General features: G+C 69.7%; 25 protein-coding genes and 1 pseudogene. 16 read left to right on the top strand and 10 right to left on the bottom strand.

Features of this window, described 5'->3' with window-relative positions:
- The first annotated feature begins 61 nt into the window (after positions 1–61).
- Positions 62–838, top strand: a complete 777-nt coding sequence (locus OV208_RS10430) for an enoyl-CoA hydratase-related protein (RefSeq protein WP_267573685.1) — start codon at positions 62–64, stop codon at positions 836–838.
- 168 nt (positions 839–1,006) lie between these two features.
- Here the strand turns inward: OV208_RS10430 and OV208_RS10425 are convergent, their stop codons facing one another.
- Positions 1,007–1,387 (bottom strand): YtxH domain-containing protein, encoded by a 381-nt coding sequence (locus OV208_RS10425; protein WP_267573684.1) that lies wholly within the window; start codon positions 1,385–1,387, stop codon positions 1,007–1,009.
- A gap of 214 nt (positions 1,388–1,601) precedes the next feature.
- On the opposite strand from OV208_RS10425, the gene OV208_RS10420 reads away from it, so the two are divergent.
- From OV208_RS10420 to OV208_RS10355, 14 genes and pseudogenes are all read left to right on the top strand, one after another.
- Complete coding sequence (locus OV208_RS10420; protein WP_267573683.1) at positions 1,602–3,131, top strand: acyl-CoA carboxylase subunit beta; 1,530 nt, start codon at positions 1,602–1,604, stop codon at positions 3,129–3,131.
- Between the two features lie 35 nt (positions 3,132–3,166).
- Positions 3,167–4,312: an acyl-CoA dehydrogenase family protein gene (locus OV208_RS10415; protein WP_267573682.1), complete on the top strand. Its 1,146-nt coding sequence runs from the start codon at positions 3,167–3,169 to the stop codon at positions 4,310–4,312.
- The gene (locus tag OV208_RS10410) at positions 4,312–5,172 is read left to right on the top strand and encodes a hypothetical protein (protein WP_267573681.1); all 861 of its coding nucleotides are present in this window, start codon (positions 4,312–4,314) and stop codon (positions 5,170–5,172) included. Before OV208_RS10415 ends, OV208_RS10410 begins: the two co-directional genes overlap by 1 nt.
- 7 nt (positions 5,173–5,179) lie before the next feature.
- Entirely contained in the window at positions 5,180–5,989 is an 810-nt protein-coding gene (gene rnc / locus OV208_RS10405) for a ribonuclease III (RefSeq protein WP_267573680.1), read from the top strand.
- 67 nt (positions 5,990–6,056) lie between these two features.
- Positions 6,057–6,795 (top strand): annotated as a pseudogene (locus tag OV208_RS10400) (peptidylprolyl isomerase).
- A complete protein-coding gene (locus OV208_RS10395) occupies positions 6,792–7,346 on the top strand; it encodes a peptidylprolyl isomerase (RefSeq protein ID WP_267573679.1) in 555 nt (184 codons plus the stop codon). Before OV208_RS10400 ends, OV208_RS10395 begins: the two are co-directional and overlap by 4 nt.
- A 93-nt stretch (positions 7,347–7,439) precedes the next feature.
- Positions 7,440–8,393 (top strand): GTPase Era, encoded by a 954-nt coding sequence (gene era, locus OV208_RS10390; protein ID WP_267573678.1) that lies wholly within the window; start codon positions 7,440–7,442, stop codon positions 8,391–8,393.
- A 73-nt stretch (positions 8,394–8,466) separates the two neighbouring features.
- Entirely contained in the window at positions 8,467–9,873 is a 1,407-nt protein-coding gene (gene der / locus OV208_RS10385; RefSeq protein WP_267573677.1) for a ribosome biogenesis GTPase Der, read from the top strand.
- A 96-nt stretch (positions 9,874–9,969) separates the two neighbouring features.
- Positions 9,970–10,773: a tetratricopeptide repeat protein gene (locus OV208_RS10380; protein WP_267573676.1), complete on the top strand. Its 804-nt coding sequence runs from the start codon at positions 9,970–9,972 to the stop codon at positions 10,771–10,773.
- A 48-nt stretch (positions 10,774–10,821) separates the two neighbouring features.
- Positions 10,822–11,961, top strand: coding sequence for a PQQ-binding-like beta-propeller repeat protein (locus OV208_RS10375; protein WP_267573724.1), 1,140 nt, complete (start codon positions 10,822–10,824; stop codon positions 11,959–11,961).
- The gene (locus OV208_RS10370) at positions 11,958–12,416 is read left to right on the top strand and encodes a (deoxy)nucleoside triphosphate pyrophosphohydrolase (RefSeq protein ID WP_267573675.1); all 459 of its coding nucleotides are present in this window, start codon (positions 11,958–11,960) and stop codon (positions 12,414–12,416) included. Before OV208_RS10375 ends, OV208_RS10370 begins: the two co-directional genes overlap by 4 nt.
- The gene (locus OV208_RS10365) at positions 12,416–13,291 is read left to right on the top strand and encodes a ribonuclease H-like domain-containing protein (protein WP_267573674.1); all 876 of its coding nucleotides are present in this window, start codon (positions 12,416–12,418) and stop codon (positions 13,289–13,291) included. The genes OV208_RS10370 and OV208_RS10365 overlap by 1 nt, the downstream gene beginning before the upstream one ends.
- Positions 13,292–13,359: 68 nt before the next feature.
- Entirely contained in the window at positions 13,360–14,361 is a 1,002-nt protein-coding gene (locus OV208_RS10360) for a hypothetical protein (protein ID WP_267573673.1), read from the top strand.
- 69 nt (positions 14,362–14,430) lie between these two features.
- A complete protein-coding gene (locus OV208_RS10355) occupies positions 14,431–15,315 on the top strand; it encodes a DUF3014 domain-containing protein (RefSeq protein ID WP_267573672.1) in 885 nt (294 codons plus the stop codon).
- 3 nt (positions 15,316–15,318) lie between these two features.
- Here the strand turns inward: OV208_RS10355 and OV208_RS10350 are convergent, their stop codons facing one another.
- A complete protein-coding gene (locus OV208_RS10350; protein ID WP_267573671.1) occupies positions 15,319–15,867 on the bottom strand; it encodes a hypothetical protein in 549 nt (182 codons plus the stop codon).
- 514 nt (positions 15,868–16,381) lie between these two features.
- On the opposite strand from OV208_RS10350, the gene OV208_RS10345 reads away from it, so the two are divergent.
- Positions 16,382–16,759, top strand: coding sequence for a DUSAM domain-containing protein (locus OV208_RS10345; protein WP_267573670.1), 378 nt, complete (start codon positions 16,382–16,384; stop codon positions 16,757–16,759).
- Between the two features lie 449 nt (positions 16,760–17,208).
- On the opposite strand, the gene OV208_RS10340 is transcribed toward OV208_RS10345, so the two are convergent.
- The 8 genes from OV208_RS10340 to OV208_RS10305 form a co-directional block, all read right to left on the bottom strand.
- Positions 17,209–17,586, bottom strand: coding sequence for a hypothetical protein (locus tag OV208_RS10340; protein WP_267573669.1), 378 nt, complete (start codon positions 17,584–17,586; stop codon positions 17,209–17,211).
- Positions 17,583–18,620, bottom strand: a complete 1,038-nt coding sequence (locus OV208_RS10335; RefSeq protein WP_267573668.1) for a tyrosine-type recombinase/integrase — start codon at positions 18,618–18,620, stop codon at positions 17,583–17,585. The genes OV208_RS10340 and OV208_RS10335 overlap by 4 nt, the downstream gene beginning before the upstream one ends.
- Complete coding sequence (locus OV208_RS10330) at positions 18,617–18,901, bottom strand: hypothetical protein (RefSeq protein WP_267573667.1); 285 nt, start codon at positions 18,899–18,901, stop codon at positions 18,617–18,619. Before OV208_RS10330 ends, OV208_RS10335 begins: the two co-directional genes overlap by 4 nt.
- Positions 18,902–19,512: 611 nt before the next feature.
- Positions 19,513–21,864: an RCC1 domain-containing protein gene (locus tag OV208_RS10325; RefSeq protein ID WP_267573666.1), complete on the bottom strand. Its 2,352-nt coding sequence runs from the start codon at positions 21,862–21,864 to the stop codon at positions 19,513–19,515.
- 433 nt (positions 21,865–22,297) lie between these two features.
- The gene (locus OV208_RS10320) at positions 22,298–22,573 is read right to left on the bottom strand and encodes a hypothetical protein (RefSeq protein WP_267573665.1); all 276 of its coding nucleotides are present in this window, start codon (positions 22,571–22,573) and stop codon (positions 22,298–22,300) included.
- 38 nt (positions 22,574–22,611) lie between these two features.
- Positions 22,612–23,220 carry an iron-containing redox enzyme family protein gene (locus OV208_RS10315; RefSeq protein WP_120565734.1) on the bottom strand — a complete coding sequence of 203 codons (609 nt, stop codon included), beginning with the start codon at positions 23,218–23,220 and terminating at the stop codon, positions 22,612–22,614.
- A 1-nt stretch (position 23,221) separates the two neighbouring features.
- Positions 23,222–24,451 carry a CapA family protein gene (locus tag OV208_RS10310; RefSeq protein ID WP_267573664.1) on the bottom strand — a complete coding sequence of 410 codons (1,230 nt, stop codon included), beginning with the start codon at positions 24,449–24,451 and terminating at the stop codon, positions 23,222–23,224.
- On the bottom strand, positions 24,448–25,431 hold the full coding sequence (locus tag OV208_RS10305; protein ID WP_267573663.1) for a fatty acid desaturase family protein: 984 nt from the start codon (positions 25,429–25,431) through the stop codon (positions 24,448–24,450). The genes OV208_RS10310 and OV208_RS10305 overlap by 4 nt, the downstream gene beginning before the upstream one ends.

Raw genomic sequence — 25,431 nt, 5'->3', positions numbered from 1 at the left:
CGTCACAGGCTGCGCGCCATTCACGCGGGCCGCCCCATGCGGCCCGACACGGGGAGCGAAGATGCCGGAGTTCAAGGTCGACGCCCGCGGCGCCATCGAGATCTGGACCATCGACGGGGAGAGCCGCCGCAACGCCATCAGCCGCGCCATGCTCCAGGAACTGGGCCAGCTCGTGGCCCGCGTGTCCGGCAATCGCGACGTGCGCGCGGTCATCATCACCGGCGCGGGCGACAAGGCCTTCTGCGCCGGCGCGGACCTCAAGGAGCGCGCCGGCATGGCGGAGCCCGAGGTGCGCGCCTTCCTGGACGGCCTGCGCAACGCCTTCCGCTCGATTGAAAAGAGCGACTGCGTCTTCATCGCCGCCATCAACGGCGCGGCCTTCGGCGGCGGCACGGAGCTGGCCCTGGCGTGCGACCTGCGCGTCGCCTCTCCGGCCACGGAGCTGGGCCTCACCGAGGTGAAGCTGGGCATCATCCCCGGCGGCGGCGGCACCCAGCGGCTGGCGCGGCTCATCGGTCCGGGGCGCGCGAAGGACCTCATCCTCACCGCCCGGCGCGTCAACGCGGCGGAGGCCTTCAGCATCGGCCTGGTCAACCGGCTGGCCCCCGAAGGGCACCTGCTCCAGGTCGCCTTCCAGCTCGCGGAGGCCGTGGTGGAGAACGCACCCGTGGCGGTGGCCACGGCGAAGCACGCCATCGACGAGGGCACGGGCCTGGAGCTGGACGATGCGCTCGCGCTGGAGCTCAAGAAGTACGAAGAGGTGCTCAAGACCGAGGACCGGCTGGAAGGGCTCCGCGCCTTCGCGGAGAAGCGTCCTCCTGTCTATAAAGGCCGCTGAGCCCCACGAAAGCGACAGGGGCGGCAAGACCGCGGTCGCCCGCGAACCTTCCGCCCCTGACACCTGCTTCGCGATGCGGCCCGGCGCGAGGTGACGGGTGCCTCACCCATCACGACGGCGGAGCGCTCGGACGCATGGGCTCATCGCCCATCACGTTGGACCTGGACGCTAGGCGCTGGCCGTCTTCTCGCCGCCGATGTTCACGCCCTGCTTGTTGATGTAGCCCATCGCCTTGTCCTTGACGGTGGTGCGCAGCTCGGTGCCAGGACGCGGCGCCAGCAGCAGCGCCACGACGCTGCCCGCGGCGGCGCCCAGCAGGAACGCACCAATGCCGCCCAGGCCCGAGCTCACCGGCTTGTACGTCCGCAATCCCACATACCGCAGCGCGTCGTCGGCATCGAAGTTGTCCCAGGACTTCCGGGCCTTCTTCGAAGCGAGGTCCGCGTACTCGGGAACCTGGTCGAGCAGCTGGTGCGCCAGGAACTGGCGGTAGAGCTTGCTCTTGGCCAGAGCCTTCGCCTGCCACGTCTTCTTCCTCACTCCGAACATGGGTCCCTCCTGGGCCGGTATGAATCACGGGGTGGGGTGGCCCGCCTGGGTGCACCCCCCTCGTGCAACATGAAGGTAGGCAGGGAAGCCCCAGGTGCCAGCCCCCGGTGTGCTTCACCGTGGCCCCTTGCGTCGTCCGCTGGACGGCACGTCAGGTAGGACCCACGGCAAGAAGGCAGCCAGGCCAGGGGGTTTTTGGTATGTGGCCCGGGCCATGTCCTACGACCCGAAGCTGCTCGAGACGATCGCCCAGGTGGAGAAGGGTGGTGCGCCGAAGTACCACGCGAAGAACGCCGAGGCCGGCAAGCTCTTTGCCCGCGAGCGCATCCGCTTGCTCGTGGACGCGGACTCGTTCGTGGAGGACGGCAAGCTCGCCAACAACCTGGACGCGGACCTGCCCTCCGACGGTGTCATCACGGGCCTCGGGCGCATCGCGGGCCGCACCGTGGCCATCATGGCCAACGACTCCACGGTGAAGGCCGGCAGCTGGGGCGCCCGCACGGTGGAGAAGATCCTCCGCATCCAGGAGACGGCGAAGGCGTCGCGCTGTCCGCTGCTGTACCTGGTGGACTCCGCGGGCGCGCGCATCACCGACCAGGTGGACATGTTCCCGGGCCGCCGGGGCGCGGGTCGCATCTTCTACAACGAGGTGCACCTGTCGGGCGTGGTGCCCCAAATCTGCCTGCTCTTCGGCCCGTCCGCCGCAGGTGGCGCGTACATCCCCGCGTTCTGCGACCTGGTCATCATGGTGGACGGCAATGCGTCCATGTACCTGGGCAGCCCGCGCATGGCGGAGATGGTCATCGGCGAGAAGGTCACGCTGGAGGAGATGGGCGGCGCGAAGATGCACTGCTCCGTGTCCGGCGTAGGCGACGTGCTGGTGAAGACGGAGCAGGAGGCCATCGCCGCGGCCAAGCAGTACCTGGCGTTCTTCCCGGAGAACTTCACCAAGCCCGCGCCGCGCGCGGAGCTGAAGGCCCCGAAGCACAGCGGCAAGCGCGTGGATGAGATCATCCCGCCGGATCAGAACAAACCCTTCGACATGCATGCGCTCATCACGGAGCTCATCGACGAGGGCAGCTGGTTCGAGGTGAAGAGGCTCTTCGCCCAGGAGCTCATCACCGGCCTTGCGCGCATCGGCGGTCAGCCGGTGGGCATCGTGGCCAACCAGCCCAAGTACAAGGGCGGCGTGCTGTTCGTGGACAGCGCGGACAAGGCGGCCCGGTTCATCTGGCTGTGCGACGCGTTCAACATCCCGCTCCTGTACCTGGCGGACGTGCCGGGCTTCATGATCGGCACCAAGGTGGAGCGGGCGGGCATCATCCGCGCGGGCGCGAAGATGATCTCCGCGGTGTCGGAGGCCAGCGTGCCGCGCATCTGCGTGGTGGTGCGCAAGGCGTACGGCGCGGGCCTCTACGCCATGAGCGGCCCCGGCTTCGCCCCGGAGGCCACCCTGGCGCTGCCCCAGGCGATGATCGCCGTGATGGGCCCGGAGGCGGCGGTGAACGCCGTCTACTTCAACAAGATCCAGGAGCTGCCGGAGGCCGAGCGGCCGGCCTACGTCCAGAAGTTGCGCGACGAGTACAAGGAGGACGTGGACATCTACAAGCTGGCCAGCGAGCTCATCATCGACGCGGTGATTCCGGGGGACTCCCTGCGCGGCGAGCTGTTGCAGCGTTATTCGCTGTATGCGGAGCGCTTCCAGCCCCGTGCCGAAAAGAAGCACGGTGTGTATCCCGTTTGAGTCGTCCCCACCTGAGCTAGATTCCCCGCCCGACCATGGACTTCGAACTTCCCGACAGCCACCGCGCCCTCCAGGCCTCCCTCCGTGAATTCTGCGAACGCCGCGTGAAGCCGTACGCGCGCGAGTGGGACAAGGACGAGAAGTTCCCCATGGAGGTGGTCAAGGAGCTGGGCCAGTTGGGCGTGCTGGGCATGCTCGTCACCGAGGAGTACGGCGGCGCGGCCATGGACTCGCTCGCCGTGGCGGTGGCCGTGGAGGAGATCGCCCGCTACGATGGCTCGCTCGCCCTCACGGTGGCCAGCCACAACGGCCTGGGCACCAGCCACGTGCGCGTCTTCGGCAACAAGGCGCAGCACCAGCGCTACCTGCCCAAGCTCGCCACCGGCGAGTGGCTGGGGGCGTGGGGCCTCACCGAGCCGGGATCCGGCTCCGACGCGTCCGGCATGCGCACCACCGCCGTCCGCAAGGGCGACAAGTGGGTGCTCAACGGCACCAAGATGTTCATCACCCAGGGCACGGTGGGTGACGTGTTCGTGGTGCTCGCGCTCACGTCGCCGGAGAAGCGCCAGAAGGGCATCACCGCCTTCGTGCTGGAGAAGGGCGTGCCGGGCTTCAGCCAGCGCGCCATCCACGGGAAGCTGGGCATGCGCTCCTCGGACACGGCGGAGCTCATCCTGGAGAACGTGGAGCTGGGCGACGACGCCATCGTCGGCGAGCTGGACCGGGGCTTCATCGACACGCTGAAGATCCTCGACAAGGGCCGCATCACCATTGGCGCGCTGTCGGTGGGCCTGCTTCGCGGGGCGCTGGAGGAGTCGGTGGCGTACTCGAAGGACCGCTCCGCGTTCGGCCAGCCCATCAGCGAGTTCCAGGGCCTGCGCTGGATGATGGCGGACATGAAGACGGAGCTGGAGGCGGCGCGCCTGCTGGTGCACCGCGCGGCGCGGCTCGCGGATGCGGGGCAGCCGTATTCGGAGGAGGCCTCCATGGCGAAGCTGTTCGCCTCCGAGGCGGCCATGCGCGGCTGCAACAAGGCCGTGCAGATCCATGGCGGCTACGGCTACACGCGCGAGTTCCCCGTGGAGCGCTACCTGCGCGACGCCAAGCTCTGTGAGATTGGCGAGGGCACGAGCGAGATCCAGCGCACCATCATCGCCCGCGAAACGTTCAAAGGGGCCTGATGGACACCGCTCGGTTACGGGAGCTGGGACTCCAGGTGCGGGAGGAGTCCTCCGGCATCGAGGTGATGCTGGACCTGGAGGCCGCGTCCCTGGTGAATCCCATCACCAAGGACTTCATCACCGAGGTGACCTTCCAGGTGGTGGGGGACCGGCTCATCCCCATCGCCCCCGCGGCGGTGGTGGGCATGACGCCCATCCTGCTGTCCGCCATCGACGCGGCGGAGGAGATGCAGGCGCTGCTGCTGGACACCTTCAGCGACCACGTCTTCCACCTGCAGCGCCGCTCGGAGGAGTTGCAGCTGCTGGGCCTGCCCGCGGACGTGGATCCGCAGTCGCTGGAGCTGTCCACGACGGTGAAGGAGGGCCACCTCGCGGTGAAGCTGGTGTCGGACCGCCAGGGCAACTTCCGCGTCGCGCAGGCCCTTCGCGGCGGTGAGGACCTGCCCACCGCGGCGGGTCATGTCATCGAGCTGTCGGAGTTCCGCGAGCGCGGGGCGCTGATGGGCTACCTGGCGGCGCTCTTCGGCGAGCCCACGGCCCGGACGCCGGTGGCGGCGGGCGCGGGGCCGGTGCGCTTCGTGGAGATCGTGGAGAAGTTCGGCGCCCAGGCGCTGGTGCCGCCGCGCAGCAGCCTGGAGCTGCTGGCCCAGTTCCAGGTGGAGGGCAAGGCCTACCGCTTCGCCGCCGCGCGCATCGCCGGGCGCACCTTCCGGGGAATGCTGGCGGGCACGCAGGGCAAGGTGTGGGCGGGCCGCTTCGAACTGGACGAGTTCCCGGGCGTGGTGCGGATGGTCGCGGACCTGTTGAAGGTCGCTCCCGAGGCCGTGCGCCTCGTGGGCCCGGACGCCCCCCAGGAGTGAGACACCCGTGGAGAAATTGACCCTGGTGGAACGGGTGCAGGCGCTGGAAGGCCGCCTGGGCGTGACATTCCTCAGGCGCGACCTCGCGCTGGAGGCGCTCACGCACAAGACGTACGCCAACGAGAACCGCGATCAGAACCTCAAGGACAACCAGCGCCTGGAGTTCCTGGGCGACGCCGTGGTGGACCTCGCGGTGAGCCACCGGCTCATGGACCGCTGCCCGGGCATGCCCGAAGGCGAGCTCACCAAGATGCGCGCCCGCATCGTCCATGAAGAGGGTCTGGCGCGCGTGGCGCGGAGCCTGCGCCTGGGGGAGCTGCTGCTGCTGGGCCGGGGCGAGTCCCAGTCGGGCGGACGGGACAAGAACTCCATCCTCGCGGACGCGCTGGAGGCGGTGCTGGGCGCCGTGTACCTCAACGGCGGCCTGGAGCCGGCGCTGGCGCTGGTGGACCGGTGCTTCAGTGAGCCCCTGGAGGAGGTGGCCTCCGGCGCGGGCCGCCTGGACTACAAGACGCTCCTCCAGGAGATGTCCCACGAGAAGCTGAAGCTGTCGCCGCGCTACCGGGTGGTGGCGGAGTCCGGGCCGGAGCACTCCAAGGTCTTCGAGGTGGAGGTGTGCATCGGGGAGGTCGTGTACGCCCGGGCCAACGGCCGCAACAAGAAGGAGGCCGAGCAGGCAGCCGCGCGCACCACCCTGGAGCGCCTGAAGACGGCCCCCGCGTCAGCCCCGGACACCGCGACAGACGGGACGCCCACGGTGGAGGTCGTCCCGGAACCCACGACTTCGGGGGTTCCCCGGGACGACCCTCCGGCGTGAAAGCCCTTGGAGGGGGAGGGGGGTGGGGGGTAGGGTCCGCGCCTTCGTGCCCAGGAGGCCGTCCCGTATGCACCGTCTTCTCGGTATCACCGTGGCCTTGTTCGCTTTTGGAGTCCTGGCTGTAGAGCCGGTTCCGGCTTCCGCGAGTGGCCCCTGGACGAAGAAGGTCCAGGCCGGCAAGGACCTCTACGCGACCCTGAAGACGAGCCAGGGCACCGTCATCGTGCGGCTCTTCCCCAAGGACGCGCCCAAGACGGTGGAGAACTTCGTCGGGCTGGCCACGGGTGAGAAGCGCTGGATGGATCCCCTCACGGGCCAGGAAGTGAACCGCCCCTTGTACTCGGGCAGCGTGTTCCACCGCGTCATCCCGGGCTTCATGATCCAGGGTGGCGACCCCACCGGCACCGGCAACGGCGACCCGGGCTACCGCTTCGAGGACGAGTTCCAGAGCGGCCGCGGGTTCGACAAGCCGGGCATCCTGGCCTATGGCCAACGCGGGCCGGAACACCAACGGCAGCCAGTTCTTCATCACCACCTCCACGCCCTCGCACCTCACCGGCCGGCACACCATCTTTGGCGAGGTCGTCTCCGGCTACGACGTGGTGGAGAAGATCTCCAACGTGCCCCGCAGCGCGCAGGACCGGCCCCAGACGCCGGTCATCCTCATCGGCGTCACGCTGAGCGACAAGGCGCCCAAGGGCGTCCCGGCCGCCAAGGCCCCGGCCACCGTGAAGGACGCGGCGAAGGCCGCCGTGAAGAAGAAGGCTCCCACGGACGCCCCCGTCGCCCCGAGCCCCGCGCCATGAGCTTCATGGAGCGGGCCCAGAAGGGCGAGGACCTCTACGGCACCCTGGACACGACCGAGGGCCGCATCGTCGTGCGCCTGCTGTCCCGGGACGCGCCGAAGACGGTGGAGAACTTCGTGGGGCTCGCCACCGGCGAGAAGGAGTGGAAGCACCCCATCACCAGCGCGGTCATGCACGGCCGCCCGCTCTACGACGGGACGCTGCTCTTCCGGTGCATCAAGGACTTCATGATCCAGGGCGGGGACCCGAGCAGCCGTGGCAACAACGGGCCTGGTTTCCGGTTCGAGGATGAGTTCCTGAGCGACCGGCGTTTCGACAAGAAGGGTGTTCTGGCCATGGGCAACACGGGCCCCAACACCAACGGCAGTCAGTTCTTCATCACCGTGGCACCCACCCCGCACCTCAACAACCGACACACCATCTTCGGCGAAGTGGTGGAAGGTCAGGACGTGGTGGACCGCATCGCCAACGAGCTTCCCAAGGACTCGAACGACCGTCCCCGCCGGGACGTGCGCATCCAGACGTTGACCATCTCCACGGCGCGGCCCTAAGCAGCCTCTCGTCGCCCCGTTCTTCGCGGTACCGTTGTTTCCCCGGGGCCTTCCCTCAAGCAGGCGGAAGGCCCACTGATCATCTCCGGAAGTATGGCCTCCCAGTCCTCGCAGAAGAAAACTCGCGCCGGCTTCGCCGCGCTCATCGGCCGGCCCAACGTGGGCAAGAGCACGCTGCTCAACGCGCTCACGGGCGAGAAGATCGCCATCGTCTCGCCCAAGCCGCAGACCACCCGCAACCGCATCCTGGGCGTGGTGACGCGTCCGGAAGGGCAGGTGGCCTTCCTCGACACGCCCGGCATCCACCAGGCCAAGGGAGAGCTCAACCGCTACATGGTGGAGGCTGCCCTCTCCGCGGCCGAGGAAGTGGACCTGGTCCTCTTCCTCATCGAGCCCCCCGCCGGTGAAACCATCGACGTGACGCCGGGCAACCGCGCCATCCTCGAGCGGCTCCAGAAGGTGGGCAAGCCCACCTTCCTGGTCATCAACAAGATCGACGCCATCCCGAAGGAGAAGCTCCTTCCGCTCATCTCGCTGTACGGCGAGCAGTTCCCCTTCGCGGAGGTGGTGCCCATCTCCGCACGGGAGAAGGACGGCGTGGATCACCTGTTCCAGGTGGTGCTGGGACACCTGCCGGAGGGCGAGCCGCTCTTCGCCGAGGACATGCTCACCGACCAGCAGGAGCGCGTGCTGGTGGCCGAGTACATCCGCGAGCAGGTCCTCAGGCACTGCCGGCAGGAGATTCCGTACTCCACCGCGGTGCTGGTGGATGTGTTCGATGAATCCGAGCGCGAGCCGCGCCCCGGCACGCCTCCCGGGCAGTTGGGCGGCCTCATCCGCATCGCGGCGTCCATCTACGTGGAGCGCGACAGCCAGAAGGCCATCCTGATTGGCAAGCAGGGGCAGATGCTGAAGCTCATCGGCACGGACGCCCGCAAGTCGGTGCAGCGCCTGCTGGGCGCGCACGTCTACCTGGACCTGCGCGTGCGCGTGGAGGCCCGGTGGAGCGAGCGCGCCGCGGGCCTGCGGAAGCTGGGTTACGAGTGATGCGGCCGTCGTCGTTCGTTGGGTCGCCGTTCTTGTTGTCGCTGTCGTTGCCGTCGCTGTCGAAAGAGACTCCATGAAGCCGCTGGTCGCCATTGTCGGTCGCCCCAACGTGGGCAAGAGCACGCTGTTCAACCGCCTGGTGGGCCGCCGCGTCGCGCTCGTGCAGGACGAGCCGGGCGTCACCCGCGACCGGCACTACGCCGACGCGGACTGGGAAGGCCGGATCTTCACGCTCATCGACACGGGCGGCTTCGTCCCCGGTGAGAAGGACTCGCTGCTCAAGCAGGTGCGCGAGCAGGCGCAGTTCGCCGTGGAGGAGTGCGACGTCATCATCTTCGTCGTCGACGCCCGCGTGGGCATGTCCACCGCGGACGAGGCCGTCGCCAACTACCTGCGCAAGAGCGGCAAGCCCGTGGTCGTCGCGGCCAACAAGCTCGACAATGAGACGGGGCTGATGCAGTCGCTGGCGGGCGAGTTCTTCCGCCTGGGCCTGGGCGACGTGCAGGGCATCTCCGCCGAGCACAACCTGGGCATGGGCAGCCTGATGGACTCCGTCGTGGCGAAGCTCGCCCCGAAGGTGGAGGGCGAGGACGCCGAGGCGCCCCCCGACGACGGGAAGATCCGCGTCGCCATCATCGGTCGGCCCAACGTGGGCAAGAGCACCCTGGTCAACGCCATCCTCAAGGAGAAGCGCGTCGTCGTCAGCGAGATCGCTGGCACCACGCGCGACCCCATCGACTCCGAGGTGACGTACAAGGGCAACGAGCTCATCCTCACGGACACCGCGGGCATCCGGCGCAAGAAGACCATCGCGCATCAGGTGGAGCAGTACTCCGTCATCGCGGCGCTCAAGGTGCTGGAGCGCAGCGACGTGGCGGTGCTCCTGATGGACGCCACCGAACCGGCCGTGGATCAGGACGCGAAGCTCGCGGGCCTGTCCATGGACCGCGGCCGCGCGCTGGTCATCGTGGTGAACAAGTGGGACCTCATCGCGGAGGACAAGCGCAAGCAGGACGCGTTCCGCGACGACCTGAAGATCGCCCTGAAGTTCGTGGGCTACGCGCCAGTCATCTTCACGTCCGCCCTCCACGGCTCCAAGGTGGAGAAGGTGGTGGACGTGGCGGTGGAGCTGGCCAAGCAGTTCCGCTTCCGGGCGCCCACGCCGCAGCTCAACCGGCTGCTGGACTACATGGTGGACAACAACCCGGCGCCCATCGTGAAGAGCAAGCCGTTGCGCCTGTACTACATCGCCCAGGTGGCGGCGGCGCCGCCGACGTTCGCGCTCACGTGCAACGCTCCGGAAGGCGTCCCGGACATGTACAAGCGCTACATCACCAACCAGATCCGCAAGACGTTCGACTTGCGCGTGCCCATCCGGTTGCTCTTCCGCGAGCGTCCGGGCAAGGCCAAGCGCGAGGCGCGCAAGAACCCGAACCTGGCCAACAAGGGCAAGGCCGGGAAGCGGGCAGGGCGCGACTGACCGCGCACGTTCGTTGACACTCCCAGCAGGCGCTCTCTACAGTGCGCCGCTTTCGCAAGCGAAGAGCACCGTCGAGCCGAGAGAGGTCCCCTCATCGTGGCCCAGCAGAAGACCGAGAAGATTCGTCAGCAGGAGCTTCGTCAGCCGGACGCCTTCCAGAAGGCGGGAGCGGACGCGCGCGACTGGCTGATGCAGCGCCAGAAGTTCCTCGCCATCGGTGCCGGAGTGCTGGTGCTGGGCGCGGTGGGAGCAGCCATCGTCAGTGAGGTCTCCAAACGCGGCGAGGAGACGGCCTCCATGGAGTTCGGCCAGACGCTCACCGTCCTGGATCGCCCCGTGACGGGCGTGGACCCCGCGGACCCCACGTCCACGGAGCCCCCGTTCGCGACGGTGCAGGCTCGGGACGAGGAGATCGTCAAGCAACTGGCCACCTTCCGCGAGAAGAACGACGGCACGCGCGCGGCCACGACGGCGGCCCTGCCGCAGGCGAAGGCCGAGTTCCGCCTGGGCAAGTACGACGACTCGCTGGCATCCCTGGCCGTCTTCCTCAAGGGCGTGCCGGAGAATGACGCCCTGCGCGCGGGCGCCCTGGAAGGTCAGGGCTACGCCTACGAGGCCAAGGGCGACTTCGCCAACGCCATCACCTCCTTCGAGCAGATGGAGAAGGCGGACTCGGGCGAGTACCTGGCCGGCATGGGCCAGTACCACAAGGCGCGCATGCTCATCCTCCAGGGCAAGAAGGACGACGCCGCGCAGGTGCTGTCGAAGATCCCCACGGACCACCCGAACAGCGCCGCGGCCCGTCAGGCCACCGAGCGCATGGCGGTGCTGGCGTCCGAGGGCGTGAAGGTGCCCACGCCGGCGCCGCCGCCGGCCGCCATCACGCCGGATGCGGGGTAACCCTCCGCTATGACCATGCGGCGCGCTCGGTGGAAGCGGTGGGTGGGGATGTTGGCCGGGGTGGGGCTGCTGGCCGGGTGTGGCCGGGCGCAGCTGTATGGCAGCCCGGAGCTGCCCAGGGCCCCGCGTCAGCCGCCGGTGGAGTACTTCCAGGTCGACTGGTGGAAGGGGCTGGTGGAGAAGGTTCCGCTGCTCGAGTACTCGCCGCGTGAGCCCGCCTCCCCGGTGTACGAGCCGGAGAGCCGCAACGTCATCGCGCAGACCCGCGACGGGTACATCCACGCGGTGGGCCCGGACGGCAAGGTGTCCTGGTCGTTCAAGACGGGGGCTCCGGCGCTCGCGGGCGCCATGGCGAGCGAAGGCGTCGTCTTCGCGCCGGGCGGTGACGGCACGCTGTACGCGCTCGACGGCATCACCGGGGCGGTGAAGTGGAAGTACCCGACCCAGGAGTCGCTGGCCACGGTCCCGGTGCTGGCGGACGGGCTGGTCCTGGTGGCCACCGACACCGACACGGTGTTCGCGGTGAAGGCGTCGGACGGGACGTGGGTGTGGCAGTACCGGAGGGATCCTCCGTCGGGCTTCACCATCCGGGGCGCCTCCGCGCCGAAGGTGGACCAGGGCACCGCGTACATCGGCTTCTCCGACGGCTTCCTCGTCGCCCTCAAGGTCGATGACGGCGGCGTCGTCTGGGAGAAGTCCCTGTCGGGCACCGGGACGGAGTTCCTGGACGTGGACACCACGCCGGCCATCGACTCGGCGGGGCGGCTCTACGTGGCCTCGTACAAGAACGGCCTCTATGCGCTGGAGGCGGACTCCGGTGCGGTGCTGTGGAACACCAGCGTGGGGGGCATGACGTCGGTGCTCGCCCGGGGTGAGGTGGTGTTCGCCGCCGGCGACAGCCGCGTGGACGCCTACCTGGGAGAGACGGGACGGCTCATCTGGTCGCTCCCCCTCAAGGACAAGACGGCCCTGGCTCCGGTGTTGGCCCGGGGAATGCTGCTGATCCCCAACCAGAACGCGCTGCTGTTCGTGGACCCGACGACGGGCAAGACGCGCCTGTCCTGGAACCCGGGCAGGGGCATCTCCGCGCCGCCGTACGTCGTGGGCTCGCGGGTGTACGTGCTGACGAACAACGCGTACCTGTACTCGCTGGACATGAACAACGTGCAGAAGGGGCCGCGCGGGTGACGCGCGCCGTGCCCCGGACGGTGCGGGTGGTGGCGGCGCTGATTCCCCAGCCCTCGTCGGAAGGGGGCCGGGTGGATGGCGGGTCCCGGTTCCCAAGGTTCCTTGTCCAGCAGCGGCTCCCCGGAGGCAGCCGGGCGCTCCTCTGGGAGTTCCCTGGCGGCAAGGTGGAGGCCGGTGAAACGGACGAGGCCGCCCTGGCGCGCGAGTGCCGCGAGGAGCTGGACGTGGAGTTGTCCGTGGGCCGCCGCCTGTGGGAGGGCCAGCACACGTATCCGGACCTGACCGTGGAGCTGGTGCTGTACGCGGCCACGCTGGTGTCGGGCGAGCCAAAGCCGCTGGGCGCGCACATGATTGCGTTCCACACGCCCCCGGAGATGCAGGCGCTGCCGTTCTGCGAGGCGGACGTGCCGCTGCTGGAGGACCTGCTGGCCGGAAGGATGGGTGCGCTCGATTGATGCTGCTGCACACGTTCCAGCACATTCCCGGCGTGGGGCCGTGGCGCGAGAAGGACCTGTGGTCCAAGGGCATCCGGACCTGGGACGACTTCCCGGACGGCGGCATCGTCATCAGCCGCAAGGCGGACGTGATTGCCCGCGAGCGCATCGCCGTGGCCCGCGAGGCGCTGGCCCGGCGTGACTTGAAGGAGCTGGCGCGCCTGGTGCCGTCGCGCGAGCACTGGCGCCTGTTCCCGGAGTTCCAGGACGACGCCGTCTACTTCGACATCGAGACGGACGGCAGCCAGACGCAGGTGCCTACGGTGGTGAGCCTGTTCGACACCGAGGGCCTGCACGTCTTCATCCAGGGCCGGAACATGGACGCGCTGCCGGAGGCCATGGCGAAGCGGCGGCTGTGGGTGACGTTCAACGGTTCGTGCTTCGACGTGCCGGTGCTGAAGGAGTACTTCGGCGAGAAGCACTTTCCGGTGCCGGAGGCGCACATCGACCTGCGCTTCGTCACGCGGCGGCTGGGGTTGGGCGGCGGGCTGAAGGAGATTGAGGAGAAGCTGGGCGTGGGCAGGCCGCCGCACCTGAAGGGCGCCAACGGCTACGACGCGGTGCTGCTGTGGCGCGCGTACCTGCGCCGGGGTGACGTGGCGGCGCTGCGCTACCTGGTGGAGTACAACCTGTATGACTCGTTCCAGCTCCGGTCGCTGATGGACCTGGCCTACAACAAGGGCGCGGACGACCTGAACCTGGACGTGCCCCGGCTGAAGGTCTTCGAGCGCGGGGACCTCTTGTACGACGTGAGCCGACTGCTGTTGGAACTGGGGCCCACCCCGAGCGACGTGGACACGCTCGCTCGGGTGAGGGCCATGGAGCAGGATTCCTGAGCGGCCAGGTGGTCCCCTGGGTCGGCCGGCCACGGCCAGGCACCCCCTGGGGCATTCCCAGCCGCCGCGTGGAGCTCACCCGGATCACCGCCTTGCCGGTGACGGACGCGGAGTGGGCCGGGGACGGGTTCGTCCTGAGTCCGGGCGCGGATGCCCTGGGGCTCGCGTTGAGCACGCGCCGGCTCGCGGTGCTCCAGGCCGGTGAAGCGTGGCCGCCCGAACGTTCGCTGGAGCTGCCCCGGTCCGCGCAGCTGGTCGCGCTGCACCCGTCGCTGAAGAGCGCGGCGGTGTTGGGGCCGGGGCGGATTGAAATGGTCGGGATGGGCACGGACGGGGGCACCGCGGGCACGACGGCGCGCACCTGGACGCGGCCCACGCAGGCCATCGGGTTCGACAGCACGGGCCACGGGCTGTGGACCAGTGACGTGGTGGACGGGCGGGCGTCCGTGCAGTTGGTGGATGCGCGGACGTTGTCCGACGTGGACGTGATGGCCACGAGCCCCGACGCGCCGTTGGGCGAGGACGACGTGGACGGGCTGCACGAATGGATGCCGCACCCGAGCCTGCCGGTGATGGGCGCGGCGGTGAGCTGCGGCCAGGACGGCACGTGGCTCACGTTCGTGGAGCGTGGGCCGGCGGGGCTCGTGCGGGGCGCGGAGGTCGCGTCGGTGGACGCGCCGTTCTATCCGGCGGGCTTCTTCCCGGATGGCGCGAGCTTCATCGGCGTGGGCGGCACCTGGGTGCGGCGCTGGTCGTATCCGGAAGGGACGATGGCGGCGGAGTTCATCCTGCCGGAGGTGGGCACGCTCGCGACGGGCTACACCGGGCTGGTGACGGCGCGCTCGGTGCTGGTGGCGGTGGAGGACCTGTTGGCGGTGGGGGAGTGGTACCTGCTTCAACTGGACCCCGGCTCGTTGAAGCCCGTGTGCGCGTGGGAGCTGCCGCTGTCCACGGAGGCCGTCACGTCGCTGCACCTCCTGCCGGGCGGCTTCATCCTGTCGCCGGAGGACGGCCAGCTCTGGCGCCTGCCCGAGGATGTGCTGGCATCCGGTCCGGCTTCCGACCGTTGAACACCCGCCGCGCGGATTGTTCACACGCGCGTGGAATGGTGCCCGGGGCTGTCTGTAGGGTCCGGGACCATGAGCGATCCGAACTTCGTCAATCAGCCCCCGGGAGTCCCACCGCCGCCAGTCGCCGATCCGCCGAAGGCGCCGTCGAGGGGCAAGGTCCTGGGCATCCTGGTGGCGCTGATGGTCGTGGCGCTGGTGGCGTCGTATTTCGGGCTCAAGCGCCAGTCGGAGCCCGCGCCGGTGGTGGTGACGCCCGCGGTGGTGGACGCGGGCGTGGTGGCCCTGCCGCCGGACGTGTCCTTGCCGGAGAGCGACGGTCGGGTCCGGGAGCTGGTGCGCAAGCTGTCGGTGGATCCGGAGCTGGCGCGGTGGCTGGAGGAGCGCGACCTGGCGCGCCGGTTCACGTCGTCCGTGAACAACATCGCCGAGGGTGAGAGCCCCCGGGCCTCGCTGCTGTTCATGGCGCCGCAGGGGGGCTTCGAGGTGGCGGCGTTCGGGACGGGCGGCCGCACGTCGATCGCGCCCGCGAGCTACGCGCGCTACGACCTGGTGGCCCGGGTGCTGGGCTCGCTGGACGCGACTGGCGCGGGGCTCGTGTACCGGGAACTGAAGCCGCTCATCGACCAAGCGTACCGGGAGATCGCGCCGCCGGGACAGACCTTCGAGGTGACGTTCGGTCGGGCCGTCCAGCACCTGCTGGCGGTGCCGGTGCCACCGGGGCCGGTGGAGGTGGAATCCAAGGGCGCGCTGTACGTGTACACGGCGCCGGAGCTGGAGGGCCTGAGCCGGGCCCAGAAGCATCTGCTGCGCATGGGCCCGGGGAACATCCGGATCATCCAGGCGAAGCTGCGCGAGATGCGCACGGCGTTGAACCTGCCAACCCCGGCGCCCACGACGCCGGAGCCGCTGCCGGACCAGGAGCAGGTCCCGGGGCAGTCGGAGACCAGGCAGTAGCGGCTACTTGCGTTTCTTCTTCGCGGGGGGCGGCGGCGGCCTGGGCTTTTCCTTGTCGCCAGCGATCTGGAACGCGGCGCGGAGGTCCTCGACGTCGCGGCCGAGCGAGTCCTGGAACGCCGTGCCGGTCTGGGCGTCCACGACCAGTGTGTAGGAGTAGCCCGTCTTGAGCGGCTGCGGCAGGTGGATGCGGTAGATGAGCCCGGTGTCGGCCTCCGTCACGGAGTCGTCGGAGATCATGGCCCGGTCGGCTTCGTCCATCAGCCGGACCCGGTAGTTCTTCAGCGGCAGCGTGCTGCGCAGCTCCAGGTCGGAGGTCTGTTCGACGAGCGGCTTTTCCTCCATGGCCAGGGGGATGAGCGCGAGGCCGGCATCCGGCGCCTGGTACTGGAGCGTGAAGGACACAGCCGCGGGGGCCGCGTCCGGGGTCGCCGAAGTGCCGGTGACGCCGCCGTCCAGGGGGGCCTGGGGCGTCTTGTCGGGACAGCCCGTGAGCAGGGCCGCGGTGAGGCCGCAGAGCACGGCGAGGCCGGTTCGTCGGAAGAGGCGCATGGGGCGGCAACGTATGTGCCGGACGCGGGCTCGGGAAGCCTGAGAACGAGGAAGCACAGAGACTCTCGTACAGTGGTATCTGGTTTTGCATGAATCCGGCTGTGCGGTTTGCCGTAGGCCTTGGCTTTGCGTTCATCATGGGATGCTCAGCCGTTGTCCGTGAGACGGGCAACCGCTCGACGGATGCCTACTTGGCGCAGGCCTCGGAGACATGCCGCCCGGGTGATCTGAGCATCGTGTGTTGCCTCAAGAAGTACCGAAGTCCCGAGGTGTGCGGGATGACGGAAAGCGAGGCCGCTACGTTGATGCAAGGCGCACGGGAGCGGGAGTCGGCCACCAGCACAGCCGATGACGACGCGGATGGCGGCTGGCGGCAGCACTGCATCGACATGTACGCCCGATGCCAGTCCACGAAGAAGCCGCGCTGGAATGGCAACTGTGGCTCGTGCATGGAGCGCTGTCGGGGGCAGCGGCAATGGCCCCTCGACATGTGCGGGCCCGGAGTGGCGCCGTGATGTCCGAGGACTGGCGTAGAGCGATTGATCTGGGCCTGGCGCTCGCCGGTGGTGCGGAGCTGCCGCAAGACCCTGAGCTGCCCGCGCTCTTGCGGAGGATGGCTCCCCAGGTGGGCATGACCGCTGCGGACGCCGAGGTGGCTCTCGGCAGCGAGTCTGGCACCGCCGCGCTTGCGCGGGAGATCCACCGCCGGACGCGAGAGGGCACATACCGGCTCGGGCGTGCATTCGGAACATCCGACTCGCTCAAGGCAAGTGGAGACCATGCCGGGGCGCGAAGGGTGCTTGAAGCCGCGATGGCGGCGGAGGTGGTGCCCATCTACCAGGCGCAGCTTCAGGCGTACCTGGACCATGTGGACGACTCCGAGGACACCTGAGCTTCGGGCCGATCGTGGGACGATAATCTGGAGGTCCGGGCAGGTGCATTTCGCGGCGTCCGGGGTAGGACTCGCGATGGCTGACGCGCATCATCGAATCGAAGCGAACGCCCGGGCCTATGCCGCGAACCCGAACGACCGGTAGCGGCGCCGCGAATCCTGCGCCCGGGATGGCCAGGCGGCTGGTGGCGGGGAGGTCCACGGAAGCCCGGGGCTTGAACTCGAACCCCCTGAACCCCCTCAGGAGCCCCCTAGTCGTGACGTCTGATAAGAAGCGTTATGTAAACTAACCGGATAATCCGCCCGTAAAAGTAGGCCTCGTGGTTCTGCGGTGGCCCCCGACTGTGCAGCCCGAGTTAACCGGCCAATCCGCCCGCTTTTCCCTCCGGGCCCGCTTTGGGCGCTCGTTGCCAGTTAACCGGTCAATCCGCCCGGGCCCCGCCTCCGGGCTACAGGTCGCCGACGTCCTCGCGGATCCGCTTCAGCCGCTTCACCAGTTGCTCCGCGCGGCGGCGGGCTTCGGGCGCTTCCCCTGCTCGCTTCTGGACCCACCGGATGATGGCTCCCAGCGCCTGGTCCGGGTTGAGCTTCGCGGGCGCCGCAGTCGTCAAGGCGAGCCGGTAGCGCGTCTCCAGCTTCGTCATCGCGGCGTGGTACTCCTCGCCGACCGTCTCCAGGGTGATTTCGGTGTACCGCAAGGTCATCCGGTAGTCCCGGTGGCCCAGCAGCTTCATTACCCCCATGAGGCTCATGCCCCCGCTCATCAGCGACGTCGCATAGCGCAAGAAGTCCTCGGCGGCTTCAGGAATGGGACGCCCCGGCTTCATGGCACGACTCCCTTGTAGCGGCGTTGAATCCGCGCCATCGCGCGGCGGTACTCCACGTGGACGTCCGTCATGGAGAGGTTCACGTACTGCAGCGTCGTCTCCGCGTGCGCGTGCCCCATCATTCGCTGCAGCACGTGGAGACGGACGCCGGCACGGGCCATGTCCGTGCCGAAGGTGTGCCGGAAGCGGTGCGCGTTCGCTCGCGTCAGCTCCGGGTTTCTCCGTCGGTATCGGAAGAGCATGCGCAGTCCTTCGGCCGACATCGGCGAGCCGCGGCTCGGCCCCTTGAGCGCGAGGAAGAGGCGGTCGGACTTGCTCGCTTCCGGCCGCTCCAGGTGTTGGTAGTCCCGCAGCAGTTGAAGCAGCAGCGTGGGCATCGGCAACGCGCGCTCCTTGCCTCCCTTGCCGCGCACGCGCAGGCGGTTGTCCGCCGTCGACACGTCCTCCACGCGCAGCGCCAGCACCTCGTGGGAGCGCAGCCCGCACAGCAGCATCAGGTGCACCAGGGCCAGGTCCCGGTACCAGCGACACGTCTCCAGGAAGCTGCGCACCGTCTCCCGCGCCAGTGGCTCGATGAGCGTGCGTGGCACCTTCACGCGAAGCGGCTGCCGGCGTCTCGGGCGAATCACGTGCAGGCCGAGGTTGTGCTCCCGGCCACGCCCGCGGAAGTACGGGGCCGGGGTGCTCACGCCCAGCCCTCGCGTCATCTCCGTGCCGGTGACAAAGCGATGCAGCAGGCGCGCGGTGGTGAGACGCCGGTTGATGGAGCGAGGCTGGGCCGCGGCCTCCCGCTGGGCCCTCAGGAAGTCGAGCAGCGCCGCATCGGTGAGCTCGCGAGCCGTGAGCGCCCTGCCCCTCAGCCAGGGCAGCAACTTCACGAAGTCCATCGCGTAGGCGCGCACGGTGCGAGGGGACAGCCCGCGCAGCTCCAGCGAGCGTAGGAAGGCGTTGGCCTCGGCCACGTCGGCGCCGTCTCCCACCAGCCGGAAGGCTCGCGCCTCCCCCACGGGGCGAGCGCAGACGTTTGCGCTCACGCCCGCGCCACCGTGCGTCCCGCCGCCGCGGCGAAGCGGACTTCAAGGTGGTCCGCGTCGACGCCCGAGAGGGCCTCAAGCCACGCGTCGCTCCACGCCTGGGAGTTCGCATCCACATACAGCACAAGGTCGATGGGTGCTCCCGCCCAGCGTGCGAGCAGCGCGAAGAGCCGGTGCGCGGAGGGCGCCGACGGGATGGGCTCGAGCGTCCCCGTCACCTGGAGGCGCGTCGCCCCTCCGGGCGTTTCGCGCAGGACCACCTGAAGCGTCATTGAGTGCATGGGTTACCTCCTTGGTAGGTGGCGCGAGAGGTGCCTCGTTCGCCCCTGTCCCGGAAGGCACATCCCCCACGCGCGCTCGGCGCCGAGCGCGCCGACGTCGCTCCGCGTCCCGGTGGTCCGCCTTGCCTTCTTCCGAATGCCGCAACCGCGTGCGCGCCCTGCGCATCAACCGGGCGCGGCTCAGCCGACGGCACCGCGACTGGCAGTACGCCTGCCCTCGGAAGCAGCGCCGGTGGACGGCGAAGGCCTTGCCGCACTCCCGGCATTCGAGGGCGACGACGGCTTCAAGGCGAGCGGGACTTTCGGCTACCGGAAACAGGACCTGCGCATAGCCGCGCGTCGCCAGACCGGCCACTTCTCCGCTCGATGCTCTGCCCCTGCGTCGAGCCCTCACGGACCTGGGGACGAGACGCAACGGCGCAGCGTCGTCCTTCGCTCGCACTCGGGGTGGTGCGTGCCCCGAGGGGCGAGGCCTCACCCTGCTCCAGCGCGAGGTGGCGAAGTGGGCCACCCCACCATGCCCCCTGCGCGGCCTGGTGGGCGTATTCGCTGCAGTGGCCACCCCTGCCCGCGCCCGACCCCTGCTTCTCCGCGGATGGATTGTCCGCTCTTCAGAAACTCAGGCCCTGCACCTGCGCCGGCGACTGCCGGCCCGTCGCCGGCCCGTCGCCGAGCTGGCCGTACTCGTTGAAGCCCCAGGCCCAGACGGTGCCGTCTTGTTTCAAGGCAAGTGTGTGGTCGCCGCCAGCGGCGAGGGCCACGACGCCCGTCAAACCCGGCACTTGCTGGGGCGTGAAGCGGTCCACCCACGTCCCATCTCCGAGCTCACCGTGGGGGTTGACGCCCCAGGCCCAGGCGGTGCCGTCTTGTTTCAAGGCAAGCGTGTGGTTGGAGCCAGCGGCGAGGGCCACGACACCCGTCAAGCCCGGCACCTGCACTGGCGTGAGGCGGGTCGTCTGCGTCCCATCGCCGAGCTGGCCGTACCTGTTGTATCCCCAGGCCCAGACGGTCCCGTCCTGCTTCAAGGCGAACGTATGGTCGTTGCCGGCGGCGAGGGCCGTGACGCCCGTCAAGCCCGGCACCTGCACTGGCGTGAGGCGGTCCGTCGTCGTCCCGTCGCCGGGCTGGCCGTACCTGTTGTATCCCCAGGCCCAGACGGTCCCGTCCTGCTTCAAGGCGCGCGAGTGGTCGCCGCCAGCGGCGAGGGCCACGACGCCCGTCAGGCCCGGCACCTGCTGAGGCGTGAGATGGTCCGTCGTCGTCCCGTCGCCGAGCTGACCATAGGAGTTGTATCCCCAGGCCCAGACGGTCCCGTCCTGCTTCAAGGCAAGCGTGTGGTTGGAGCCAGCGGCGAGGGCCGTGACCCCCGTCAAGCCCGGCACCTGCTGAGGCGTGAGGTGGTTCGTCGTCGTCCCGTCGCCGAGCTGACCATAGGAGTTGTATCCCCAAGCCCAGACGGTCCCGTCCTGTTTCAAGGCGAGCGTGTGGAAGATGCGAGCGGCGAGGGCCGTGACGCCCGTCAAGCCCGGCACCTGCTGAGGCGTGGGGTGGTTCGTCGTCGTCCCGTCGCCGAGCTGGCCGTACCTGTTGTATCCCCAGGCCCAGGCGGTGCCGTCCTGCTTCAAGGCCAGCGAGTGGGAGTAACCAGCGGCGAGGGTCTCGGTGCTTGCAGTGCATGGCGCGCCGCCCTGGAGGGCGAAGGCGAAGCGGGTGGAGAGGCCGAGCGCGTTGGTGACAGTGCCCGTCACCGAGGGCGGGGTGCCGGGAGGCACGCACAGGGGCGCTATCCAGAAGACTTCGCTCGTCGTCGCGCTACTGGTGGCGGTGCCCAACGTGCCCATGTTGGCGGCCCACGTGAAGCCGAGGGTACTGCCCTGGGCGTCCTTCGCCCGCACGCGGAAGAGGACGCTGCCGCCGGCCGCTGGCACCGTGGCCGGAGACGGGTGCGTCTCCACCACGATGGGTGGGCCCACAACATGGAGGTCCATGTTGCCGGCGCCCTGTCCGCCCCGTCCATCCTGCACTGTCACCGTCAGGGTGCAGGTACCGTCCGAAGGCTGAGCGGTGGGCGTGAAGCTGGCGTTGGCTGCAGTGGCATTCGTCCATGTGCCTTCGCACCCCGCCGTCCACTGGTAGCCGAGGCCGTCCCCGTCCTTGTCGCTCGCCACCACGGCCACCTCAGTGGCTTGGCCCACGGCGACGGAGGATGGCGCGGTCGTCACCCTTTCTACCCGGGGCCAGGCGTTGAAGGTGACATCCACCGTCGCGACGCCTGTGCCCACCGTCACCGTCACGCTCAAGGTCTGAGAGGCACCCGTGGCGTCCGTCACCCGCAGCGTCAGCACCACCGGGCCCGGCGTCTCCGGTGCCTGCCATGTGGCCCCGGGGCCGCCGTGGCCGTCGAACGTGCCCGCGCCGGCCGTCCAGATGAAGGTGGGGGGAGCGCCCGCGTGGGAGTCCTCCGCCGTGGCCCGGAGGACCACGAGGTTACGAGGGCCCACCTCGGCGAAGCTCATCACGAGCGAGGTGATGAGGGCCCCAGCAGCGTCGACGGGTGCTGGAGGACTCACCTCTTGCATCAACAGCACCACCGTCGTCGTCAAGCCCGTGGAAACACCGACGGACGTCACCTGCCCCGCGTACCTCACGGTGTTGGAGGGGTCGAAGGCCTGGGCGCGGAAGGTGCGACCGTATCCCGTGGGAATGTGCCTGAGCACCCCACCCCATTGCTGGCCTGAGCGCACCAGCACGTCGGTGCGCGTCGTCATTCCTTCCCCGCTCACCGTGATTTCCACCCGGGCCACATCGCTGGCGCCCAACCCGTGCGGCAGCGCGCTTACTACCTGGGCACTGCCCTCCGCCACTTCCGGCACTGGCTCCTGCTCCTGCCCGCGACACCCGGCCAGCGCCACCACCAGGACGGCCATCAGCCGCAGCAACCCGCTTCGACGTTCCTGCTTCATGGCTTCTCCGCGCATGCGACTTCCGTGGGCCCTCTCCCCCGCGGTTCCTCCTGCACACGTGCGGAAGGCTTACCCGGAAAGAGACGAGGGACTCTATCAGTCGGGCCGATGCTCCTGCTCCTGAGTCCCCACGACACGGCGGCCCGCGCGCTGCGCCGATGTCCGCGCTTCGCGCGAGGCGGACGCGCCCGCCGCTCCACGTCGTGGGCGGATTGTCCGGTTAACGGTCAACTAACTGGCCAATCCGCCCGGAAGACGTCTCCCTTGGGTGTTCGGTTAACCGGCCAATCCGCCCCTGCTGCTGTCGCCGGCCCGCTGCTCTGGCGTGGTGGTCGCCCAGGGCTTCGCCGAAACGGTTAACCGGTCAATCCGACCGGTCCACGGACTCGGGGCTACAGGTCGCCGACGTCCTCGCGGATCCGCTTGAGGCGCTTCACCTGCAGCTCCGCTCGGTGGCGGGCTTCAGGGGTGTCCCCTGCTCGCTTCTGGACCCACCGGATGATGGCTCCCAGCGCGCCTGGTCCGGGTCGAGCTTCGAGGGCGCCGCGCTCGTCAAGGCGAGCCGGTAGCGCGTCTCCAGCTTCGTCATCGCGGCGTGGTACTCCTCGCCGACCGTCTCCAGGGTGATTTCGGTGTACCGCAAGGTCATCCGGTAGTCCCGGTGGCCCAGCAGCTTCATCACCCCCATGAGGCTAATCCCTCCGCTCATCAGCGACGTCGCCCCTGGCTGGCCTGCGGGGGCCCGACCTATGCCTCCGCGAGCGCCCGGCGATGGATGGCCACCCAGAAGTCCGCCGCCTGGCGCGCGCCGTCCAGCAGGGGCTCGGGGCCGTGCGCACCGAGCGACTCGCAGAGCGCCTGGGCCCGCGCGCCGTGCTCCACGTCCACGTCCAGGTGCACGAGCAGGAAGCGCGCCCGTGTCCTGTCCAGGCCGAGCCGCCCCAACCCCTGGCGTGTGTCGCCCCCGAGGTGCCGCGCCACGCCCTCCAGCACGTACAGCGCGCCGAGGAACGAGAGCTGGCGCTCCGCCGGGATGCCTTCCCAGAAGGCGTGGAACGCGGAGACCTCGCGGGGCGTGGCGTCCGACGGCGTGCGCCCGAAGGCCGCGAGGTCCGCCTTCGCGAGCTGGTAGTGGGACTGCTCGTCCGCCGCGAGCTCCGCGAAGAAGGCCTTCAGCTCGGGGAGCGTGGCGCGCTCGGCCGCGAGCCGCAGCCGGTCTCCACTGCGCAGCGTGTAGTGGTACATCATGTCCAGGAAGGCCACGTACCGCTCGGGCGTCACGGCCGGCAGCCAGCCCGCGACCTGCCGGGCCATGCCCACGGTGAGTGCCTCCAACTGCTCCCGCATCGACACCATCTCAGTCCCTCCGGGTTGAAATCAGTCCGCCCAGGGTGCGCCACGCGTGCGCGAGGTGCGGCGCCGCGCGCTCCAGGCCCAGCTCGTCCACCGCCATGACCCCCGCGTCCAGGAAGCCCTCGCCGCCCAGGCCCCGCCCGCACGCCGTGGGCACCGCGCGCACGTCCACGGGGCGCAGGGGGCCCCCCGCGTCCCGCGCGAGCGCGAGCTTCAGCACCGCGCCCGTCTGGCACGCCCGCGTGGGCATGATGCTCAGGAAGTTGCCGAGCGAGTACGCGATGAGCCCCACTCGCGGCGGCCCTCCCCGGCGCACCTGCGCGGGGCACGTGGGGTCCCCGCCGTCGATGGAGACCAGCTCCACGGGCTGCAGCACGTGCGGCGAGGAGCCCAGGAGGATGTCCGCCCCGCGCTCGATGAGGCGGTAGGCGTGCTCGCGCTGGAGGGACTCGGGCCAGTACTCGTACTCGAAGCCCCAGTGCGGCATGAGCACCACGAGGTCCGGCCCCACCGCGCGCGCCGCGTCAATGAGGGCGCCCAGCCGCTCCCAGTCGGGCGCATGCAGCGGGTTGCCCAGGCGCGTCACCGGAACGCCCTCGGGCGGCGCCCCCGCGAGGTGGTTGATGTCATACGTCACCGCGGCAATGCCCAGGCGCACCCCGGCCACCTCCAGGCCCGCCACCGCGTCCTCCGCCCGGGGGCCTCCGACGCAGCGGTGCTCCGGGCGGGCCAGCACGCTCTGGCGCGTGCGCTCCAGCCCTTCCGCGCCCTGGTCCAGCGCGTGGTTGTTGCAAAGCGAGAACACGCGGTGGCGCGCGGTGCCCTCCCACGCGTCCAGGTAGCCCGGCGGCGCGTTGTAGTGGAGCGTCTCGTAGACGAGCCGGGGCACGGGCCGCGCCGGGTCCACGGGCGTCTCCAGGTTGGCGAAGGCCACGTGCGCGTCCGCCATCAGCGCGCGCACGCCCGGGGAGAGGGCTTCGCGGAAGCCGCTGCGAATCCACATCACATCGCCCACGGCGCACAGGTTGAGCGCCGCGGGCGCGTCGGGCTTCCAGCTCCCGGAGGCGAGGTGCCGGGCGACGCGCTCGAAGTGCTCGACGTCCTCGGTGCGGCGCGGCTCGGGGACGTGGAGGAGGCTCTTGGCGATGTAGCGCAGGTTGAGGTCCCAGCGGGACAGCGGCCAGCGGCCGTCCTCGTAGCGGATGTCCGCGTACAGCTGGCGCAGGGCGTTCATGGGCGCTTTCGTTCCAGGGTGACGAGCCGCACGTCCTCGTCCACGACGGTGGGCCCGGCGAGCAGCGCGCGTCCCATGACGTCGAGGTAGCTGTCGAAGACGGGGGCGCCGCGCGCGAGCAGCCCGGGGCGCAGGTGGGTGTGCAGCCTCGCGAGGTTGTAGCCGGGCACGCGCGGATAGAGGTGGTGGTCCAGGTGGTAGTTGAGCCCGTTCCAGAGGAAGGTGACGAGCCGCGTGCCGCGCACCGTCGTCGCGGTGTGGAAGCGGTCCCCGCGCCACGTGTTGGCGTAGTGGTCCGCGATGGACTTGAGGCCGTTGAGGGGGCTGGCGAAGAGCACCGGCAGCAGCCAGCACTCCACCGCGCCGGGGACGAGCCCGTGCCGCGACAGCAGCCAGAAGAGCCCCGCGTAGAAGCCCGCGTAGCAGAGCAGCACCGCGCCATGGCGGCGCAATCGCGCGCGGCAGAAGTGCTGCAGCGGATAGAGGACGTTGAAGTAGATGAGGCTCAGCGGGATGCCGAGCAGCACGGTGGCGTAGAAGAGCGCGCACAGCCCGAGCGAGCGGCGGCCCGCGTTGTAGGCGTCAGGGTCCTTCTGCGTCCGGTTCCAGCGGTGGTGCGCGAGGTGGTCATGGCGCATGGGCTCGTAGGCGATGCCCACGAGCAGGCTGAGCGCGTTGCCGAAGAGGCGGTTCTGCCACGGCCTCGGGAAGAGATTGTCGTGCCACGCGTCGTGGTCGAGCTGGATGAGCCCCATCACCGCCCCACCCGCCAGCATCCACAGCGGCAGCTTCACCCAGACGCTGCCCGCGTGGGCAATGGCCACGGCCGCCGCGACCCAGACACCCAGGTGCAGCGCCGCCATGCCCACCGCGCGCAGAGGACGGATGCGGAGCAGCTCCACCAGCTCGGCGCGGGAGAGGCCGGGCTCCGGGGGCGCGGCACCGGGCGAATCAGCGGGACGCGAGAGGGCTGGCTGCAT

It is taken from the genome of Corallococcus sp. bb12-1, assembly GCF_026626765.1.
Lineage (GTDB): Bacteria > Myxococcota > Myxococcia > Myxococcales > Myxococcaceae > Corallococcus > Corallococcus terminator.
This window is presented reverse-complemented; position numbering and strand designations above follow the sequence as displayed.